This is a genomic window from Corynebacterium otitidis ATCC 51513 (assembly GCF_000296405.1).
GTDB classification, from domain to species: Bacteria; Actinomycetota; Actinomycetes; order Mycobacteriales; family Mycobacteriaceae; genus Corynebacterium; species Corynebacterium otitidis.
The window spans coordinates 64,053-83,946 of sequence record NZ_JH815193.1 but is presented as its reverse complement, the minus strand read 5'-3'; the positions used below and the strand labels follow the sequence as shown (position 1 = coordinate 83,946).

16 protein-coding genes are annotated in these 19,894 nt (G+C 70.0%); 11 read left to right on the top strand and 5 right to left on the bottom strand.

Translation table 11 applies throughout. The features are described 5' to 3' along the window. Positions 1-48 precede the first annotated feature (48 nt). From HMPREF9719_RS03315 to HMPREF9719_RS03295, 5 genes are all read right to left on the bottom strand, one after another. Positions 49-828 (bottom strand): ABC transporter permease, encoded by a 780-nt coding sequence (locus HMPREF9719_RS03315; protein ID WP_004600550.1) that lies wholly within the window; start codon positions 826-828, stop codon positions 49-51. Next, positions 825-1,556 carry a hypothetical protein gene (locus tag HMPREF9719_RS03310; RefSeq protein ID WP_004600549.1) on the bottom strand — a complete coding sequence of 244 codons (732 nt, stop codon included), beginning with the start codon at positions 1,554-1,556 and terminating at the stop codon, positions 825-827. Before HMPREF9719_RS03310 ends, HMPREF9719_RS03315 begins: the two co-directional genes overlap by 4 nt. Continuing rightward, positions 1,553-2,515 (bottom strand): ABC transporter ATP-binding protein, encoded by a 963-nt coding sequence (locus tag HMPREF9719_RS03305; RefSeq protein WP_004601900.1) that lies wholly within the window; start codon positions 2,513-2,515, stop codon positions 1,553-1,555. Before HMPREF9719_RS03305 ends, HMPREF9719_RS03310 begins: the two co-directional genes overlap by 4 nt. A gap of 9 nt (positions 2,516-2,524) precedes the next feature. Next, entirely contained in the window at positions 2,525-3,679 is a 1,155-nt protein-coding gene (locus HMPREF9719_RS03300) for a hypothetical protein (RefSeq protein WP_004600547.1), read from the bottom strand. Between the two features lie 1,518 nt (positions 3,680-5,197). Next, positions 5,198-6,085 (bottom strand): RecB family exonuclease, encoded by an 888-nt coding sequence (locus HMPREF9719_RS03295; RefSeq protein ID WP_004600544.1) that lies wholly within the window; start codon positions 6,083-6,085, stop codon positions 5,198-5,200. Positions 6,086-6,643: 558 nt separating this feature from the next. On the opposite strand from HMPREF9719_RS03295, the gene HMPREF9719_RS03290 reads away from it, so the two are divergent. From HMPREF9719_RS03290 to HMPREF9719_RS03240, 11 genes are all read left to right on the top strand, one after another. Continuing rightward, positions 6,644-7,903, top strand: a complete 1,260-nt coding sequence (locus HMPREF9719_RS03290) for a M18 family aminopeptidase (RefSeq protein ID WP_004600543.1) — start codon at positions 6,644-6,646, stop codon at positions 7,901-7,903. A gap of 74 nt (positions 7,904-7,977) precedes the next feature. Further along, on the top strand, positions 7,978-8,814 hold the full coding sequence (locus tag HMPREF9719_RS03285; RefSeq protein ID WP_004600542.1) for a tRNA (adenine-N1)-methyltransferase: 837 nt from the start codon (positions 7,978-7,980) through the stop codon (positions 8,812-8,814). Between the two features lie 94 nt (positions 8,815-8,908). Further along, positions 8,909-10,507 carry a proteasome ATPase gene (gene arc, locus HMPREF9719_RS03280; RefSeq protein ID WP_004600541.1) on the top strand — a complete coding sequence of 533 codons (1,599 nt, stop codon included), beginning with the start codon at positions 8,909-8,911 and terminating at the stop codon, positions 10,505-10,507. A gap of 8 nt (positions 10,508-10,515) precedes the next feature. Beyond that, positions 10,516-12,045 (top strand): depupylase/deamidase Dop, encoded by a 1,530-nt coding sequence (dop, locus tag HMPREF9719_RS03275; protein WP_004600540.1) that lies wholly within the window; start codon positions 10,516-10,518, stop codon positions 12,043-12,045. A gap of 99 nt (positions 12,046-12,144) precedes the next feature. Then, positions 12,145-12,339: a ubiquitin-like protein Pup gene (locus HMPREF9719_RS03270; protein ID WP_004600539.1), complete on the top strand. Its 195-nt coding sequence runs from the start codon at positions 12,145-12,147 to the stop codon at positions 12,337-12,339. A gap of 6 nt (positions 12,340-12,345) precedes the next feature. Then, positions 12,346-13,764 (top strand): Pup--protein ligase, encoded by a 1,419-nt coding sequence (pafA, locus tag HMPREF9719_RS03265; protein WP_004600538.1) that lies wholly within the window; start codon positions 12,346-12,348, stop codon positions 13,762-13,764. An 11-nt stretch (positions 13,765-13,775) separates the two neighbouring features. Continuing rightward, entirely contained in the window at positions 13,776-14,771 is a 996-nt protein-coding gene (locus tag HMPREF9719_RS03260; RefSeq protein ID WP_004600537.1) for a helix-turn-helix transcriptional regulator, read from the top strand. Then, complete coding sequence (locus HMPREF9719_RS03255) at positions 14,764-15,768, top strand: helix-turn-helix transcriptional regulator (RefSeq protein WP_004600536.1); 1,005 nt, start codon at positions 14,764-14,766, stop codon at positions 15,766-15,768. Before HMPREF9719_RS03260 ends, HMPREF9719_RS03255 begins: the two co-directional genes overlap by 8 nt. A gap of 4 nt (positions 15,769-15,772) precedes the next feature. Then, entirely contained in the window at positions 15,773-16,006 is a 234-nt protein-coding gene (gene tatA / locus HMPREF9719_RS03250; protein ID WP_004600535.1) for a Sec-independent protein translocase subunit TatA, read from the top strand. Between the two features lie 21 nt (positions 16,007-16,027). Further along, a complete protein-coding gene (gene tatC, locus HMPREF9719_RS03245) occupies positions 16,028-17,044 on the top strand; it encodes a twin-arginine translocase subunit TatC (RefSeq protein ID WP_004600534.1) in 1,017 nt (338 codons plus the stop codon). Positions 17,045-17,062: 18 nt separating this feature from the next. Next, positions 17,063-19,810: a DEAD/DEAH box helicase gene (locus tag HMPREF9719_RS03240; RefSeq protein WP_004600533.1), complete on the top strand. Its 2,748-nt coding sequence runs from the start codon at positions 17,063-17,065 to the stop codon at positions 19,808-19,810. Positions 19,811-19,894 lie beyond the last annotated feature (84 nt).

Genomic DNA, 19,894 nt, shown 5'->3' with positions numbered 1-19,894 from the left:
CGCCCAGGCTACGCCTACCAGGTCCTCGTCCCTCGGGCGAAGAAGCTGCTAGAGCAGCGCTCTGTTGTCGCCGGTGCGATAGACGCGCCTGGCGGCCCAGCCGATCGCAGCGAGCCCCACCCCGAGCCAGCCGGCGCAGACTAGTCCCTCCAACGCGAGGGCGGGCGCGGATTCCGCCAGGCCCACACCCGGGACGGCCGCGGAGCGCAGCGCGTCGATGAGCCAGGTTCCCGGGCACAGCGCGGCGAGTTCTTTGAACACCGGGGGATACGCCTCGTGCGGGAGGATCACGCCGGCAGTGATGGGCAGCAGCGGGGCCACCACATTGACGACGGCAAACGGGTCGCGCAGCACCGTCGCCGCGGCCGCACAGGCCATCCCAGCGCTGACCCCCACTGGCACGGCGGCAAGAATGGCGAGCAGCGCCACCACGAGCCTTTCGACGTCGTGGGTCGAGTCAAGCGCATATATGCCACACGCCCCGATCGCGGAGGACACCACCGTGACGGCGGCGGCCGGCAGGAAGCGGGCGAGCCACAGCTTCGGGTTGAAGGGGCCGAAGCTGATCACCTCGGCAAGTACCCCGAGCGCCCGGTCGCGGGCCACCGCGCCTACCCCGCCGCCCATCGTCGCGGTGATTGCCCCGACGATCAGCCCGGCGTAGGCTGTCATGGTCGTCTCGGGGCTGTTGACGGCGGTGGCCACGGCGACGAGGAAGACCGTCTCGATTAAGGGGATAAGCCCCAAGGTGGTGACCGCGGTGGAGCCGTTCGCCAACGCCGGTGTCGAGCGGACGGCCACCTTGATATGAGTGCGCAGGCCATTCATATGATCTCCAGGCTTCCTGCTCGGGTGGCCTTATCGTCGGCGCGGCGTAGTAGCAGGCAGCCTAACGCGGCGAATAACCCGCTCAGCGTCAGTCCTGCCGCGAGATGCCACAGCCCGCCGCCGTTAAGAACGGCGATCCCATGCGCGGTGGGAAGCAGCCAACCAATATAAGCCAGGGTGTCGTTGGGATAACCGAACACCCCGGAGAGCAACACGATAGGCGCGGCGAGTAGCCCCTCGTAAGCGATCGCGTTGGGGGTGAGGACGAAAAGTGGGCTAATAATCGTGCAGAGGCTTAGGCACGCCAGCCACAGCGCGGGGATTCCGAGTGCTATCGCGGCCGGGCTGGCGGCGTCGATCGGCAGGCCGAGTAGCGCGGCGAGGCAGGCGGCAAGCGGGAAGGCAAGCAGCCCGAATAGGGAACCGTCCGCGATCATCGGCAGCAGGGTCGCAGCCGGGCGGCGGGGCGTGAACAGCAGGTGCACCAAGGTGCCCTGGAAACGCTGGAAACCGAGGAATCCGGCGGCGACGGTGCAGGTCGTCCACATGCCCACCTGCGCGGAGCGCAGCCAGATATCTCCGTCGCCCGCGGGATCCGGGGTGGCGCGAGAGCCGAGGGCCTGCAGGGCCAGCACCGATATCGTGGAGGTCACCAGCAGCGTCGCGAAGAATCCGACGCGGGCGAACTCCCGCAGGTGGAAGCCCGCCATCCGGATGAGAGCCATCATGCGGCGCCCACCAGCCCGAGATAGCTCTCCTCCAGCGTGGCGGGTCTGGTGACCACCGCCGGTGAGTTGACACCCGCTTCGGCGAGCAGCGACTCCACGGCGCCGACCGCGGGGCGGGCCGAGGCGCGCCAGCTCAGCGAGATGAGCACGCGCGCCTCGAAGCGAGTGGAGGCGATCCGCACCACGCCGTCGATATCCCGCAAGCGGTCGAGCACATCGTCCATGCTTGCGCCGAGCGAGACCGGCAGGCTCGCGGTGGTGACCTCACCGATGCCGGCGGCCTTCGCCACGTCGTGCGTCCCGCCGGTGGCGACAATAGAACCGTCGACGATCACGTTGATCTCGTCGCTGAGGTCCTCGACCTCGGTGAGATAGTGGGAGGTCAGCAGGATGGCGGTGCCCTCATTGGCGAGTGCACGGACCAGACGTCGCAGATCGAGGGCGGCCTCCGGATCGAGGCCAGAGGTGGGCTCGTCGAGGAGTAGCACTTCAGGATTGTTGAGCAGACCCCGAGCGATGTGGAGCCGCTGGTTCATCCCCCTCGACAGGGCGGAGACCGGTAAGGAGGCCTGCTCGCTAAGAGAGACGGCCTCGAGGGCGGAGGACACTCGCTCGTGACGCTTGCTGCCAGGTACCCGCGCGATATCGGCGAAGAGGAGCAGGTTATCGCGGAGGGTGGCGCGCTGATAAAAGCCGGAGTCCCCGCCGAGCACCAACCCGAGGTGTCGGCGCGCGGCGCGACGCCGCGCCACGGCATCAATCCCGCAGACGGTGATATTCCCCGCGCTCGGGGCGAGCAGAGTGGCGAGCATCCGCACCGTGGTGGTCTTGCCCGCGCCGTTCGGCCCCACGAGCGAAACGATACTTCCTTGTCCGATGTCGAGTGAGACCTGAGAGACGGCATCTTTACCGCGCGAGCCATAGGATTTCCGTAGCCCGGAACAGGATAGGCGTGTCAATATTTACCTCTAGCTAAAATTTCCCGGGCAATCGTGGCTGAGCTCCGATAGACCGAGCGGATCGTGGATGAGCTTGTCCTGCTCGGCGGCAGCATCGTGGGTGCGTTCCAAACGAATCAAGGAACCGATAAGCACCTTTCGAGTGGCTGCTAGCCGGAGAGGCGAGGCCTGCCGGGCGATTGATCGTATCGCCTCTCGCGCGTGACGCGTCGCGTCCGTGAAGTGGCCGTCCAGGTAGTTGATGTATGCGAGGCACGAATCGACCTCAGTGCGGTACTCCGGCGCGTGTTCAAGAAAAACGGTTCCGTTATCTAGTATGGCCTTATGTGTTTCCTCATATTCCTCCCGTAGACAGTGCAGCTGGGCCAGGTTGCAAAAGATCTGTATCCCGTAGCGGGCGTTTTCGCTTCGCCGGTCCGGGTACATCACGGCCTCACGCGCGTGATCGAGTGCTGCCTCGAGGCTCCGGGCAGACTCCATGGGGCCATCGGTATGCAGGGCTAGCAGTGATGCGAGGTTGTATACCGAGGCGAGGCAGCCGTGACGTTCGGCTGGTTTAATCGATCGCTCGCTATCATCGAGAATGCCGACCGCTCGTTCGAGCGCTGCCTGAGATCGTGGGTAGGCCTTTTTCCTCTTAATGCAGTAGGCGGCAAGCCTGACCAGGTTCATTGCCTTGTCGACGGGGTGCTGCTCGACGGAGGCAGTGTCGAAAAAATCGGCGCACCTATCGTCGCCCGCCGTTGCTAATACCATTCCTACCGCGGTGGCCGCGTAGGAATCGGAGGGTGCAGCTAGCCGTGGCAGGGCAGAGGCCACGATGCGGTACATCAGTTGGTAATCTCCGATCGTGAGGGAGATATCGTCGATTAGTCCGACAATCCCTTGAGAAGATTCGTCGGCGGCCTGCCGGCATAGTTCCTCCGAGCGGACGCGGTCCTCGATGGCAAAATGTTCCAGGATAAGGTTCCAGAAGAGCTTTGCCTCCGGAGCTCGTCGCACGCCTGTATCGGTGAGGTAATGTGGTGACGCGAGGTCTCTGATCGTCCTGTCGGATATCCTCTGGGCGATCCGGATCCTGCGCAGTAAGCCGGGAGGGGATGGCTTCCCCTCGGCCGCTTGGGACACCTGGTCTAGATGTCGAGTCAGCTCGTTGGTCGTCATGGCCCCTCCCGGAGTTGATGTGCTTCTAGCTGCGCGCCGCGTGGTTCCAATACGACTGCATCTGCGCAAATACCGTCTGCACTCTGTTCAGATCCTCCAAGATCTGCTGTTCCATGATCTCACCCCCTTCTCGCTGGAGTGAACTAACTCTCCACTGTGGAGGGGAGAATAGCAACGATAACCTGCAAAATGTGACTAAGGTCACTTCTTGAGGTGGTCATCTGCTCCTGTTGCGAAGCTGTTGTCAGTGCGAACGCCGCATAACGCCCGCCTGCGTTACCGAGGCGGCGAGCTCCGCAGGGCGGGACTGTCAGACTGGGCGGGGCCCTCAGTTTGCGCAGGTATTCGGGTCAGCTCCAGTGCGATACTTATGTCCCGCCAAATCAGTCTCTGGAACCCATCGCGCTCAGCCAGCCTGGTTAGCTCCGCGGGATGTCGCAGAACACCGGGAGCGGGTGCCGGCGAAGTGTCGTTCTCCGGGCGGCACTCGGGCCGCCGGAGTGTGACTGTTGTTTCGGGGCCAAGGCGCGAGGGGCTCGCCGTGCCGGCCGTGGGCGATTTCGCTAAGACATACGATCTTGTGGCGCGCATCGGTGCGCTGAGTGAAGTCGCCGTCGGCCCCCACGTGAGGAGTTTCAATCCCGCTCGGGGATCGTGTCAATGCCGCGCGTCTTCTTCGTCAGCGATCGCGGCGAGAGCAAGGGAGCTATCATCCGTGCATCGTCGTGTCCGCGCCGTTCGGGCAGTTGGGCAGCGGTCTTGTTGTCGTCGACGGCGAGGCAGACGCCGGGCGCCACGTGGCACCCGGGTGCGGGATCTACCGTGGCGAGTCCGGCGGGGGCGAGCGCGGCAGGCCCCGGGGGTCGTTTCTCGCGCGGTGGCACAGCGCGGTGTCCTGCGCGGAGGCAGCCGATCGGTGTGCCTCGATTTCGCTGGAGAGACGATGCCCGCATCGGCCCGCCGGTGGTGTATGCGAACGGGCAGCGCGGTGCGTTTTGCTCGGGCAGCGAAGGCAACCTAGCTTTCAGTTGGCCTGCAAGGCCCACGCCGTCGTGACCCGTGCCGGCTGGCTCGTGGTGGGACGGCGCATACTGGGAAAGTAACTGGCGGGGTCGCAACCCCGCGGAATGGGACGGGCTCGCGGGTCGCCGGCGAGGCGGTATTACTGGCGTGCGCGCCGACGAGCCTTTTCTCGCTGCGGCCTACTGGTGAGATGCCAGGTCCTGCAATATGGGCATCGGTATATAGCCAGCGGCCCTGCCCCGCGCGAACGGAGAATGGCCACGTGGGCGGCCTCCTCGTAGGCGCGGTACTGGTGCTTTCGGTTCTTGGGGCAGAGGTGCGGACGCTTCGATCCGCGGCGCTTTTTCTTTTTCGTGTGGCGGGCCAGTGTGCTTCGCCTCCTCAAAAGTGGGATGGTCGAGATTCCGAGTCAGAGGGTCGAGGCCCCCGATAAGCGGACTGCCGGGGGCGCGTCGGCCTGGTCGCATGGCCGGGCAATCGGCCAGCGCCCTCGCCTTAGTTGCCCCCGCCGGTGTCCTTGTCATTGCGATCGCCCATCGCGCCCGGCCAGCCGGGGTACTCCGGCGGGGTGCCGCCGAAGGCGGGGCAGAGGCTCTGGAAGGAGCACCAGCCGCACAGCTTCGAGGTCTTCGGCTGGAACGTGCCGTGCTCCCCGTCGAGCGTGATCTGTGCCCACAGCCGGCCCAGGTCGCGCTCGAAGTACTCGAGCTCCTGCTTCGTGGGGCTCGTGTAGAGCGAGTCGTTGACCTTGAGGTACATGAGCCGCTCGACGTCGGGGATCTTTCCGGTGAGCCGCCAGTAGACCAGCGCGTAGAAGCGCATCTGGAACAGCGCCCCGTCCTGGAAGCGGGGTTTGGGCTTCTTGCCGGTCTTGTAGTCGACGATGCGCACCTCCCCGGAGGGAGCGACGTCCACGCGGTCGATGAAGCCGCGCACCGGCACCCCGTTGGGCAGCACGAGGTTTAAGAACATTTCCCGGTCCTTCGGGTCGAAGCCCTGGGGGTTCTCCATCCGGAAGTAGCCGCGCAGGAGCTCCCGGCACTCGGAGAGGAAGCCGTGGAGCTCCACCTCGGGAACGAGCTCGTCGAGCTCCGGGTCGTCGGCGCGCATCGCCTCCCAGCGGGGCTTGAGCCGCTTCACCGCGGCGGGGAAGGTGCGCTCCTCGCGCGGCATGCCGTAGAGGTCCTCGAGCGCGGCGTGCACCAGCGTGCCGCGCACCTGCGCGAGTGTCTTCGGCTCGGGGATCTTGTCGATCGAGCGCAGTCGGTAGAGCAGCGGGCACTGCTTGTAGTCCGACGCCCGAGAGGGCGACAGCGCCAGCGGCCTGGCTTTCTTGCGGGCGGGCGGGTTCGTTTCGGGCTCGTCGTTGGTGGGGGAGGGCATAATGGCTCCACATCGTATCGACGGGGGTGGACACCGATGGTGGGAGTCGGAATCCGCCGGTGAGGCTGGATCTCGCAGGCTAAGGTGTTCGCTCTTATCTCGGGGCTTCGACCGGCGGAACCCGGCGGCCCGCGGCCCCGCGCGGTTGCCGCGCCCCGGTGCGGTGTTCTTCGTTGAGGGCACCTATTCACTCCAACGAGCGTTCGGGGAGAGGACGACCAGCATGAGGTCGGCGATCGTGGATCTCGACAGCGCAGCGGAGCTCTAGCTCGCGAAGCAGCGCGAGACCGCCGCCGGCATGAAGCACTCGACGTGGAACTCCTATTTTTAGCGCGCGGGCAGTGCCCAGCCCCGGCCGGCGAGCCCGACGGGAACTGCGTGTGGCTCGCCGACGAGGTCCGTGCGTGGGCGGCCAAGCGCCGGCCCAGGCGCAGCTAGCTCTACGTCCCCGGCGCGGCGTGCGGGACGCGCGGCCTGGGCTGCCGCTGTGATTGCCACCGTTCGGGTTGCCCGGCCCCGAGCAACATAGCCCCGGGCGGGGCGGATATTTTGAAGTACATGGACGCGCCCCAGGACTTCTTCGATTTCATCTCCGCCTCGCCGAGCGCCTTCCACGCCGCCGAGGAGGTCGCCCGCCGCCTCGAGGCGGCGGGCTTCACTAGGCAGGACCCCGCCCAAGCCTGGGACGCGCAGCCCGGCGGGCACGTGCTCTCCCGCGACGGCGCGGTCGTCGCGTGGTGGGTGCCAGACGCCCTCACCGGCGAGTCGGGTTTCCGCATTGTCGGCGCGCACACCGACTCGCCCGGCTTCGCGCTCAAGCCGCACCCCGACCGGGCGGCCTTCGGCTTCGCGCAGGCCGCCGTGGAGGTCTACGGCGGGCCGATCGTGCACTCGTGGTTCGACCGCGAGCTCACCCTTGCCGGGCGGGTGACACTCGCCGACGGCTCCACCAGGCTCGTCGACACCGGCCCGGTGGCGCGCATCGCGAACCTCGCGATCCACCTCGAGCGCAAGAACGAGTTCAACCCGCACCCGCAGGAGCACACGAGCCCGATCCTCGCGCTCGAGGGCGACGCGAGCGTTTCCGAGCTGCTCGCCGAGGCTGCGGGCTGCGAGCCGGACGAGATCCTCGGCCACACCGTCATCACGGCGGACACCCAGCCCCCGCGGCTCTTCGGCGCCGCCGGGGACCTCATCGCCGCGGGCCGGCTCGACAACTTAAGCTCCGTGTACTGCGGGCTCGAGGCCCTGAGGGGCGCCGCCGGCGCTGCGGAGTCCGGCGGGGACGTGCTCGTCCTCGCGGCGTTCAACAACGAGGAGGTCGGCAGCGAGTCCACCAGCGGCGCGGCCGGCCCGCTGCTCACCGAGGTCGTCGAGCGCACCGCAGCGGCCTTAGGCCTCGACCGCGAGGAGACCTACCGGATGCTGGCGCGCTCCTCGATGGTCTCGGCGGACGCGGCGCACTCCGTGCACCCCAACTTCGCCGGCAAGCACGACCCCGGCCACCTGCCGCTCATCAACCGCGGGCCGGTGACGAAGATCAACGCCAAGCAGCGCTACGCCTCCACCGACCGCACGGTCGCGGCGTGGCGCCGCGCCTGCCGCGCCGCGGGGGTGAACGACCAGGTGTTCGTCGGCAACAACGCGGTGCCCTGCGGCTCGACGATCGGGCCGATCTCCGCGACCAGGGTGGGTATTCCCACCGTCGACGTCGGCATCCCGCTTTTATCCATGCACTCCGCCAGGGAGCTCGCCGGGGCAGCCGACGTCGAGGCTCTCACACGCGCGCTTCGCGCCTACCTCGCCGCCGCCGAGTAAGCGGCACGCCAGCCCCGCCTTTCGGCGGGGGAAGACGAGACGTTTCTTTGACCGAAAGGACGGCTGATCGAGCCATGGCCTACTCCGGGCCGTTCCAGGCCGGCGACCGCGTGCAGCTCACCGACGCGAAGCGCCGCCACTTCACCATCGTGCTGCGCCCCGGCGAGGTGTTCCACACCCACCGCGGGCAGGTCGCCCACGACGACCTCATCGGCCGCGACGAGGGCAGCGTCGTGCGCTCCTCGCTGGGCGCCGACTACCTCGCGTTCCGCCACCTCATGGTCGACCACGTGCTCTCCATGCCGCGCGGCGCGGCGGTGATCTACCCGAAGGACTTAGGCCAGATCCTCATCGAGGGCGATATCTTCCCCGGCGCGCGCGTGCTTGAGGCCGGCGCGGGTTCCGGGGCGCTGAGCATCGCCCTGTTGCGCGCGGTCGGGGAGCACGGCCGGGTCTTCTCCGTCGAGGTGCGCGACGACCACCTCGCTTATGCGATCGACAACGTCGAGCAGTACTTCGGCACCCGGCCCGAGTGGTGGGAGCCGAAGCTCGCGGACTTCGGTCAGCTCACCCGGGACGGCCTCGGCGGGCCGGTCGACCGGGTGCTGCTCGACATGGTCGAGCCCTGGCACTTCTTCGACACCGTGTGCGACCTGCTCCTGCCCGGCGGGGTGATCATGGTCTACGTCGCGACCGTCCCGCAGCTCATGAACACCGTCGAGGGGCTGCGCGAGACCGGGCACTTCAGCGAGCCGCGCGCCTGGGAGTCGCTCGTGCGCGGCTGGCGCGTCGAGGGGCTCGCCACGCGCCCGGAGCACCGGATGAACGCGCACACCGCGTTCCTCGTGCAGGCCCGCCGGCTCGCCGACGGGGTCACGCCCCCGCAGCCCCAGCGACCCGCCCGCCGCTAGCCAGCGTCCCGTATCGAGTCACCCGCGCTGCGGCGCCGCGGGGCGGGTCGCGGGGCAAAGTTAGCGGGGCCTATCGTGCGTTAGGCTGGAGGGCATGACACTTTCGCGTCCCGACACCGGACACACCGGCCGCGACGAGGGCGACCGGCGCTTCCACGGGGACCTGCTGCGGGAGAACCGGACCCTAAGCGCGCGCAACAAGAAGCTCGCGGAGCTGCTCAAGGCCTCGCGGGACAAGCTCGACACGCTGCGCCAGCAGATCGAGGACTTAAACCAGCCGCCGTCGACGTACGGCACGTTCCTCGAGCGCTCCGAGGACGGCGAGCACGCCGAGATCGTCGCCCTGGGCAGGCAGATGCGGGTGCCCGTCTCCCCGGCGGTGAGCTTCGGGGAGCTCGAGGCGGGCACGCTCGTGCGCCTCGGCGAGGGCAGCCAGGTCCTCGAGGCGTGCGGGCCGAGCCCCACCGGGGAGGTCGCCGCGATCAAGGAGGTCCTCGACGATCGCCGCGCCGTGGTCGTCGACTCCGCGGGCGACGCGCGGGTGGTGCGCCTCTCGCGCGCGGTGCGCGAGGCCGCCCGCGGCCCCAGGCCCGGCGACGAAGTGCTCGTCGAGCCGAAGGCGGGCGTCGCGGTGGAGCTTCTGCCCGTCACGGACGTCGCGCAGCTCTCCCTGGAGGAGGTGCCCGAGGTCTCGTACGAGGACATCGGGGGTCTAGACGAGCAGATCGCGACGATCCACGACGCGGTGGAGCTGCCGTTCCTCCACCCGGAGCTCTTTCGCTCCTACGACTTGAAGCCCCCGAAGGGCGTGTTGCTCTACGGGCCGCCGGGCTGCGGGAAGACGCTGATCGCCAAGGCGGTGGCGCACTCGCTGGCCTCGAAGACGCTGCGCGGCGACTGCCCCTGCCTCGACACGGAGGCCCCGGAGTCGCCGAGGGCCTACTTCCTCAACATCAAGGGCCCGGAGCTGCTCAACAAGTACGTCGGCGAGACGGAGCGCCAGGTGCGCGCCATCTTCGAGCGGGCCCGGGAGCTCGCCGCGGACGGCTCCGCGGTGGTGGTGTTCTTCGACGAGATGGAGTCGCTGTTTCGCACCCGCGGCTCGGGCAAGAGCTCGGACGTGGAGACCACCGTCGTGCCGCAGCTGCTCACCGAGCTCGACGGCGTCGAGCAGCTCGAGAACGTTATCGTCATCGGCGCGACGAACCGCGAGGAGCTCATCGACCCCGCGCTCATGCGCCCGGGCCGCCTCGACGTGAAGATCCCCGTGGCGCGGCCTGACCGCAAGGCCGGCGCGGACATCTTCGCGCGCTACCTCTCCGGCGGGATCCCGCTCGCCGGGCCCGCGGCGGAGCTCGTCGACGCGGGAGTTGCGGTGCTCTACGAGAAGCGCCCGGTCCTCGAGGTGGAGTTCGTCGACGGCTCGTCCCGGGCGATGACCGCCGACGAGTTCGTCTCCGGGGCGATGATCGCCAGCGTCGTCGACCGGGCGAAGAAGATCGCCGTCAAGGACGAGCTCTCCGGCGGGCGGCCGGGCATTACCGCCGAGCACGTGCGCGCCGCCGCGCGCCAGGAGGCCGCGGAGAACGAGGCGCTCGCCGGCGGGGAGGACCCCTCGGCGTGGCTGCACATCAGCGGCCTGAAGGGCAAGAAGGTGCGCTTCGTGCGCCGCATCGGACGCGAGGGGAGCTAGACAGACCCGTGGCCTTAGAAAACCGCATCCTCGGCGCGGAGACCGAGTTCGGCATCACCACGCCCACCGACCCGGCCTTAAGTCCCATCGTGAGCTCCACGCACGCGGTCGTCGCCTACGCCGCGCTCCGCGAGGCGGCGCGCTCGCGATGGGATTTCCAGGCCGAGTCGCCGCTGAAGGACTCCCGCGGCTTCGACCTGCGCCGCTACCGCTCGGCCCCGGTCGTCGACCCCAACGCCATGGGCGTGGCGAACGTCGTGTTGAAAAACGGGGCGCGCTTCTACGTCGACCACGCCCACCCCGAGTACGCCACCCCGGAGGTCACCGACCCGCTCGAGGCGGCGCGCCACGATGCCGCCGGGGACCTCGTGCTGCGCGAGGCGACCGCCGACATCGCGGGCCTGTTCGAGGAGGGCCGCTCGGTCCTCGAGGACCGCGACCCCTGCCCGCCGATCCGGATCTTTAAAAACAACGTCGACGGCAAGGGCGCGTCCTTCGGCTCGCACGAGAACTACCAGTACGACCGCGCCCTCGACTTCGAGGAGCTCACCGCGGCGCTCGTGCCGTTCTTCGTCACCCGCCAGGTGCTCATCGGCGCGGGGCGGATGGGCCGCGGCCAGCGCGGCGAGGAGCCCGGCTTCCAGATCTCGCAGCGCGCCGACTACTTCGAGCAGGTCGTCTCCCTGGAGACGACGCTCAACCGCGGGATCGTCAACACCCGCGACGAGCCGCACGCCAACCCCAGGCGCTTCGGGCGGCTCCACACGATCATCGGCGACGCGAACCGCTCCGAGACCGCGACGTTCCTCAAGCTGGCGCTCACCTCGATGGTCGTCGCCGCCGTCGAGGACGGGGTGGACTTCTCCGACCTCGCGCTCGCAGACCCCGTGGGCGAGCTCACCGCCGTGTCCTACGACCCGACGCTCACCCACCGCCTCGAGCTTTCAGACGGGCGCCGGCTTCCCGCGCTCGCGATCCTCGAGGAGTACCTCTCGAGGCTCACGCCCGCCCTGCCCAGCGAGCGGCGCGCCCTGGATACCGCCGCGGAGCTTCTCGGGCAGCTCTCCCGCGACGTGCTCGGGGCCGCCGACCGGCTCGACTGGGTCGCAAAGTGGGCGATCATCTCCCGCTACCTCGAGCGCGGCGCGCCCGTCCGCGACGCGAAGCTCCAGGCCGTCGACCTGCAGTACGCCGACGTCGACGAGTCGCGCTCCCTGTACTCCGCGCTCGTGCGCTCCGGGCGGATGCGCCGCCTCTTCAGCGACGAGGAACTCCGCGACGCCGTCGAGAGCGCGCCCGGCGACACGCGCGCCTGGCTGCGCGGCCTGCTCGTCGAGCGCTTCCGCCCGGCGGTCGTCTCCGCGAACTGGCGCTCCGTCGCGCTCGCCGACCCCAACGACCCCACCGCCGAGATCCGCGTCGGCCTCGGCGACGGGCCCAGCCCCGCCATCAGCCCCGCGGACCTCGAGGGCCTCGACCTCGAGGCCACCCTGCGCGCGCTGGCCGACGCCGGCCTCTCGGTCGAGCCGATGGGCTAGGCAACGCTACCCAGACGCAGCTAGGCTGGGCGGGAGGGACCGGGGCTCCCGGCAGACCAGCGGGCGGCCCCACTCGAGCCTTTCGTGCAAGGAGGACACATGTCGACGCAACCGCAGCCTTTCCAGCAGCGCCACGGCAAGGGCGACGGCGACGAGCCCGAGGACGCCGCCCCGCAGGCCCAGGAGCAGATCTCCACCCACGGCGCCGACGACCTGCTCGACGAGATCGACGGGCTGCTCGAGGACAACGCCGAGGAGTTCGTCAACTCCTACGTGCAGAAGGGCGGGGAGTAGCCAGCCGTGTCCACCCCCGAGACGCCCGACCCCCAGGCGGCGCTGAGCCGCCGGATCTTAGGCATCGAGACCGAGTACGGCATCACCACCTCCGACGGCGGGCAGCGCACCTTAGGCCCCGAGCAGACGGCCCGCTACATGTTCAAGCCCGTCGTCGCCAGGCGCCAGTCCTCGAACGCGTTCCTCGCCAACGGCTCGAGGCTCTACCTTGATGTCGGCGCGCACCCCGAGTACGCGACCGCCGAGTGCGACAGCTTAAGCCAGCTCATCGCCCACGAGCGCGCCGGCGACCGCATCATGGACGCGCTCGCGCGCGCCGCGGAGGAGGCCATGGCCGCCGAGGGCGTCAAGGGGCAGGTCTACCTGTTCAAGAACAACGTCGACGCGCTGGGCAACTCGTTCGGCTGCCACGAGAACCTTCTCATCGCCCGCTCCACGACGCTCAAGACGCTCGGGGAGCGGCTGCTGCCGTTCCTCATCACCCGGCAGCTCACCTCGGGCGCCGGGCTTATCGGGCGCAAGGGCTTCGTGCTCTCCCAGCGCGCGGACCAGCTCTGGGAGGGCGTGTCCTCTGCGACGACGCGCACCCGCCCGATCATCAACACCCGCGACGAGCCGCACGCCGACTCCTCGCGCTACCGGCGCATGCACGTCATCTCGGGCGACTCGTCGATGGCGCAGCCCACGCTCGCGCTCAAGGTCGGCTCGCTCGTGCTCCTCGTCGAGATGCTCGAGGCGGGCTTCCCCGTGCCCGAGTTCCCCGTCGTCGCGCCGGTGCTCCACATCAGGGAGGTCGCCGCCGACCTCACCGGGCGCGCCGCGCTGCCGCTCGAGGGCGGGGGAGAGGTCACCGCCCTGGAGATCCAGCAGGCGCTCGCCGACGCCGCGGAACAGTGGCTCGAGTACCGCGTCGACGCCGGCACCCCGACCGAGGAGCTCGCCCGGGTCGTCGAGCTGTGGCAGCGGGTCCTCGGCGCGCTCGACTCGGGCAACCTCGAGGCCGTCGAGCGCGACATCGACTGGGTCGCGAAGTACCGGCTGCTTTCCCGCTACCGGGAGCGGCTCGGCTGCGAGTGGACCCACCCGCGGCTGCGCCAGATCGACCTCGCCTACCACGACATCAGGCCCGGCCGGGGGCTCTTCTCCGCGCTCGAGGGCCGCGGGCTTCTTAACCGTTGGATCGGCGAGGACGCCATCGAGGCGGCCCGCGAGAACCCGCCGGAAACGACCCGCGCCGCGGCGCGCGGCCGGTTCGTCGCCGAGGCCGAGCGGCTCGGCGCGAACGCGGCGGTCGACTGGACCCACCTCAAGGTCAACCGGCCCGAGCCCCACGTCCTCGACCTGCTCGACCCCTTCGAGCCGGAGCCGAAGGGCCTCGACCGGATCGTTAGGCGCCTCCCGGCGGCCGCGTCGACTCCCCGCTAGGCTGGGAGGGCGTGACAGACGCCGCCACCGACTCGACCAGCGACCTGCAGCGCAGGATCAACCTCTACCTCGCGCTCCTCGACGCCGAGGGCAAGGAGCTTCCCACCTCCTGGCTCGCGGCGAACGTCGAGGGCTACCGGCACAAGGGCCGCGACGCCGCGCGCAAGCAGCTCGGCCGGGACCTAAAGATCCTCGCGAAGGCCGGGGTGCCCATCACCCGCGTGGGCGGGTCCGGGGAGAACTCCTACCGGCTCCGCCCCGAGGAGCAGCGCTACCAGGACGTCGAGCTCGACGCCGAGGAGGCCGCCGTCGTCGCGCTCGCCGGGAGGCTCGCCGGGACGGGCCAGCTCGCGGGCTTCGCGCGCTCCGGCTGGCGCAAGCTCGCCGCCGCGGGCGCGGGCGTCGACCCCGGCGCGGCGCTCGAGGCGCGCGCCCACAACGCCGGGGACTTCGCGAGGCTCGGGCGCCGCGACCTCGACATCGTGCTGCGCGCCATCCGCGGCGGGCGCCGCCTGAACTTCGACTACCACCAGGACCCGGTGGGGGAGCCCCAGCCCCGCGTCATGGACCCGTGGCGCGTCGCGATCCACGAGCGGCGCCTCTACCTCGTGGGCTTCGACGTCGACCGGGAGGCGCCGAGGGCGTTTCGGCTCGTGCGCACCTCCGGCTTCCGCGACGCGGGCGTGCCCGCCGAGCACCCGCACCGCGGGGAGGACATCGGCGAGATCGTGCGCGGCACGAGGCGCCTGGGCCGCGAGCTCGTCGACGCGAGGGTGCGGGTCGCGGCCGGCGCGGCCCACGAGCTGCGCCGCAGCGCCGCAGAGGCCCCGCCCGAAAACGAGACGGGGATGGTGAGGCTCGTGGACGTCGACCGCGACTGGCTCGTGCGCACGTGCGCGGGGCTGGGGGCCGACGCGGTCCTCGAGGAACCCATAGACGCCCGCGGCGACGTCGTCGCGCTCCTCGAGCGCCAGCTCGCCGCAGCAAAGGAAGTGCTTCATGGCTAAGAAACCCGCGGGCCGCGACGCGCTCGAGGACCTAAGCCTCGCGCTCAACGTCCTGGCCTACTTCGCCAACCACGAGGGAGCCACCGTCTTCGAGGCGGGCGAGGAGCTCGGCGTCGACGGGCCGGACATCCAGGACATCCTCTGGGAGCTGTGGACCTGCGGGGTGCCCGGCTACGCGCACGGCGACTTAATCGACCTCGACCCGGACCCCAGGGCGGTGACGGTGATCAACCCGCAGGGCCTCGACCGCCCGATGAGGCTCACGCCCTTCGAGGCGGCGATGCTGCTCGTCGTCCTCCACGACGTCGTCGACTCCGTCTCCCCGCGGGCCGCCGGGGCGGTGCGCTCCGCGGCGGGGAAGATCGCCCCGCTGGCCGGGGGCGCCGCGATCGACGACCTCGACGCCGGGGACGAGCCCGGCCCCGAGGAGGCGGCGCGCACCGCGGTCGTCGAGGCGCTCGAGGGCTCCCGCCGGATAGCCGTGACCTACTACACGGCCTCGAGCGACCGGCGCTCGCGGCGGGAGCTCAGCCCGGGCCGGCTGCTCAACCACGACGGGGGCCAGTACCTCTTTGCCCACGACCACGACGCGGGCGAGGCGCGCTGGTTCAAGCTCTCCCGCATGGCCGACCCCGAGGTCCTCGACGCGCCGGCCGAACCGGTGGCGGGCGCCGACGACATCGACGAGGCTGACCCCTTCGAGCTCAAGGACAAGGCAGGGGAGACCGCGCGGGTGAGGATCCGCCGCGAGGCGGCGTGGCTCGCGGACTACGCGCCGATCGACGTCGCCGGCGAGGCCGCCGACGGCTGGCTCGAGGCGAGCCTGCCCGTGGCGCGGCGCGAGTGGGCGACGCGTTTCCTCCTCGAGAACGGCGACCGGATCGCGCTCGCCGGGCCCATCGGGCTCGCCCGCGCGGTCGACGATGCGGCGCGGGCCGCGCTCGAGGCCTATAGTGGGGGTGATTCACCCACGCCAACCGCGGAAGGATCGGATTAACCCCATGACCGTTGGTCCGGCACAGCTGCTCATCATCGTCCTGCTCATCGTCGTGCTCTTCGGCGCGAAGAAGTTGCCCGACGCCGCGCGCTCCATCGGGCGCTCGATGCGGATCTTCAAGTCCGAGGTCAGCGAGATGAGCAACGACGGCAAGAACTCCTCCGACGGGGAGCGCGACGGCCAGGGCGAGGCCGCGCGCGAGGTGGACGCGCCCCGCGGCGAGGACCGCAACTCCTAGAGGGCCCGCGTCCGCGTCACCGTGTCCGAGGCCGAGACCACGCCCGCCCGCCGCCGGCTGCTGCGCCGGCGCCGCGGCCGCAACCCCAAAGGCGAGATGCCGCTCATGGGGCACTTGAAGGAGCTGCGCTCCAGGCTCGTGGTCTCGGTCTTCGCGCTTCTCGTCGGCGGCATCGTCGCCTTTGTGTGGTACCAGTGGGCGCCCGGCCCGCTGCCCAGCCTCGGCGAGATCCTCCGGCAGCCCTACTGCGCGCTTCCGCCCGAGAAGCGCATCGACATCGGCGGGCAGTGCCGCCTGCTCGCCACCAGCCCCTTCGAGATGCTCAAGCTGCGCCTCAAGGTCGCCACGCTCGTCGGCGCGGTGTTCGCCTCACCGGTGTGGCTCTACGAGATCTGGGCGTTTATCACCCCGGGCCTGAAGAAGGGCGAGCGCCGCTTCACCATCCTCTTCGTCACGATCGCCGTGGCGCTCTTCGTGCTCGGCGCGGCGCTCGCGCTGCTCGTGGTGGGCTACGGGCTCGAGTTCCTCCTCACCATCGGCGACGAGTCGCAGGTGGCGGCCTTAACCGGTGAGCGCTACTTCAACTTTCTGCTCGCCCTGCTGCTCATCTTCGGGGTGAGCTTCGAGATCCCCCTTTTGCTCGTCATGCTCAACCTCGTCGGCGTGCTCGAGTACGAGGCCTTGAAGGGCAAGCGGCGCTTCATCATCGTCGCGGCCTACTGCTTCGCCGCGGTCGCCACCCCCACCGGCGACCCCTACTCGATGCTGCTGCTCGGCACGTCGATCTACGTGCTCGTCGAGATCGCGCTGCAGATCTGCCGGCTCAACGACCGGCGCCGCAAGAAGAACTCCCCGGACTACTCGGCGCTCTCCGACGACGAGGCCTCCGGCCCGATCGATCGGCCCGCACCGCTGGGCGGCGCCGGAGGCATTTCCAGGCCCGCGCCGATCTCCCGGCCCGGCGGCATCGGGGCGCCGGCGAACTCGTCTCGGCGCTGGGACGGCGGCCAGGCCGGCGACTATTCCGACGTGCTCTAGGCGGTAGCGTGGGTGGCCATGGACCACCTCCCCGAGTTTGAGCGCCGCCAGTCCTACCCGCTCGACGACTTCCAGCGCCGCGGCGCCCGCGCCCTCGAGGAGGGCCGCGGGGTGCTCGTGTGCGCCCCGACCGGCGCGGGCAAGACCGTCGTCGGAGAGTTCGCGGTCTCCCTGGCGCTCGCCCACGGCACGAAGTGCTTCTACACCACCCCGATCAAGGCGCTGAGCAACCAGAAGTTCCACGACTTCCAGGACACCTACGGCGAGGACGCGATCGGGCTGCTCACCGGCGACCAGTCGATCAACGCCGACGCGGACGTCGTCGTCATGACCACCGAGGTGCTGCGCAACATGCTCTACGCCTCGAGCCCCGCGCTCGAGCACCTCTCTTATGTGGTCATGGACGAGATCCACTACCTCGCCGACCGCTCCCGCGGCCCGGTGTGGGAGGAGGTCATCCTCAACCTGCCCGAGTCGGTGAGCGTCGTGGGGCTTTCGGCGACGGTCTCGAACTCGGAGGAGTTCGGCCGCTGGCTCAACGCCGTGCGCGGCGACACCGACGTCATCGTCGCCGAGGACCGCCCCGTGCCGCTCAATCAGTGGATGCTCGTCGGCACCCGCGTGCACCCCATGTTCGAGCCCGGCACCACGGACGCTAACGGGGTCGGCGGGGAGCTCTCCGAGGAGCTCGTGCGCGCCGTCGCGAAGGCCGGCGCGAGCATCGACGGGCAGCGCTCCGAGGCCCGCTACGAGCGCCGCGGCGGGAAGCACAACCCGCGCCGCGACCGGGCGCGCGGCGCGAAGCCCGCCGGCCGCCCCGAGATCGTCCGCGCGCTTGAGCAGGCGAGCATGCTGCCGGCGATCTTCTTCGTGTTCTCCCGCTCGGGCTGCGACAAGGCGCTCTTCCAGTGCGCGCGCAGCCGGCTCAGCCTCACCACCAAGGCCGAGGCCGCCGAGATCGGCCGCATCGTCGACGAGGGCGTCGCCGGCATCGACGAGGCCGACCTCGAGGTCTTAGGCTTCCGCGCGTGGAAGGGCGCGCTCATGCGCGGCTTCGCCGCCCACCATGCGGGCCTTCTGCCCGCTTTTCGCCACATCGTCGAGGAGCTCTTCGTCAAGGGGCTCGTGCGCGTCGTCTTCGCCACCGAGACCCTCGCGCTTGGGATCAACATGCCGGCGCGCAGCGTCGTCCTCGAGCGGCTCGTGAAGTTCAACGGCGAGACCCACGCCGACCTCACGCCCGCGGAGTACACGCAGCTCACTGGCCGGGCGGGCAGGCGCGGCATCGACGAGGTCGGCCACGCGGTCGTGCAGTGGTCCCCGGGCCTCGACGTCGAGGCCGCCGCCGGTCTCGCCTCGACGCGCACCTACCCGCTGGTCTCCACCTTCCAGCCCGGCTACAACATGTCCATCAACCTGCTCGGCACCTTGGGCTTCGAGCGCGGCATCGAGCTCCTCGAGGAGTCGTTCGCCCAGTTCCAGGCCGACGGCACCGTCGTCGACCGGGCCCGCGAGATCGACCGCAAGACAGCAGAGGCCAACGAGCGGGAGGTCGACCTCGACCGGCAGGTCGCCGCCGCGGGCCTGCCCGGCGACGACCCCGCCGCGCTGCTCGTCGAATACTCCGACATCAGGGTGCGGCTCTCCAAGGAGGAGAAGCGCCACCGCCGCGCCGCCAACGAGGAGCACCGCAAGGAGATCACCAGGCTTTTGGCGAAGCTCCAGCTCGGGGACGTCGTCGCCCTTCCCACCCAGAAGCGCCCGAGCCTCGCCGTCGTCGTCAAGCCCGCCGGTCGCCCCGACGACCCGCGCCCGCTGATCGTCACGGAGGCCGGCTGGACCGGCCGCGTCGGCACCCGGGAGCTTTCCGCCGCGCCGCAGCGCCTCGGCCACATGAGGCTGCCCCGCGGTATCTCGCGCAACCCGCGCGGCCAGAAGCGCTACATCACCGGCGTGTTCAAGCGACAGAGCTTCGGGCGACCGAAGAAGATGCGTACCAGGCCCCGGGTGCGGCCCAGCGCCGAGGCGAAGGCGCTGCGTGAGGAGCTGCGCAACCACCCCGCCCACTCGTGGCCCGCGAACCACCGCGAGCGCCTCACCCGCCCAGCCGAGCAGCTCGTCCGGCTGCGCGCGGACATCGCGGACCTCGAGCGGCGCCAGGCCGAGCACTCCGACACCCTGGCCCGCAAGTTCCGCCGCATCTTAGGCCTGCTCGAGTCGCTCGGCTACGTCGAGGGCGGCGAGGAGCCGCGCGCCACCGAGGATGGGGAGCGCCTCGCGCGCATCCACTCGAGCCTCGACCTCGTCGTCGCTGAGTGTCTCAAGCGCGGCGTGTGGGACGGCCTCGACCCCGCGGAGCTCGCCGGGGTGGTCTCCCTGTGCTCCTTTGAGAACCGCAAGGCCTCCGACGGGGTGCCGCAGGCCGCGGGCGAGGCGATGGCCGAGGCGATGTCGCGCACCGTCGAGGTCTGGCAGGAGATCGCCGCACAAGAAGACTCGCGCCGCCTGCCGGCGAGCCCTGCGCCCGACTCGGCGTTCGCGCTCGCGCTGCACCAGTGGACCGCCGGCGCGCCGCTCGACTACTGCCTCGCCGCGGCCCGCGAGTGCGGCGCGGAACTCACCCCGGGCGACTTCGTGCGCTGGTGCCGCCAGGCGGTCGACCTCCTCGAGCAGGTCGCGGCGACGGCTTATGCCCCCGAGACCCGCCGCCGCGCCCGCCAGGCGATCGACGCTATCCGCCGCGGCGTCGTCGCCATCGGCCACTAGCCAGACGTGGTTCGCCAAGGCTAACGATTCGATAACGATTCCCGCGACGCCCGAAACCGCGCTGGATCGCCGCTAGCCTGGTGG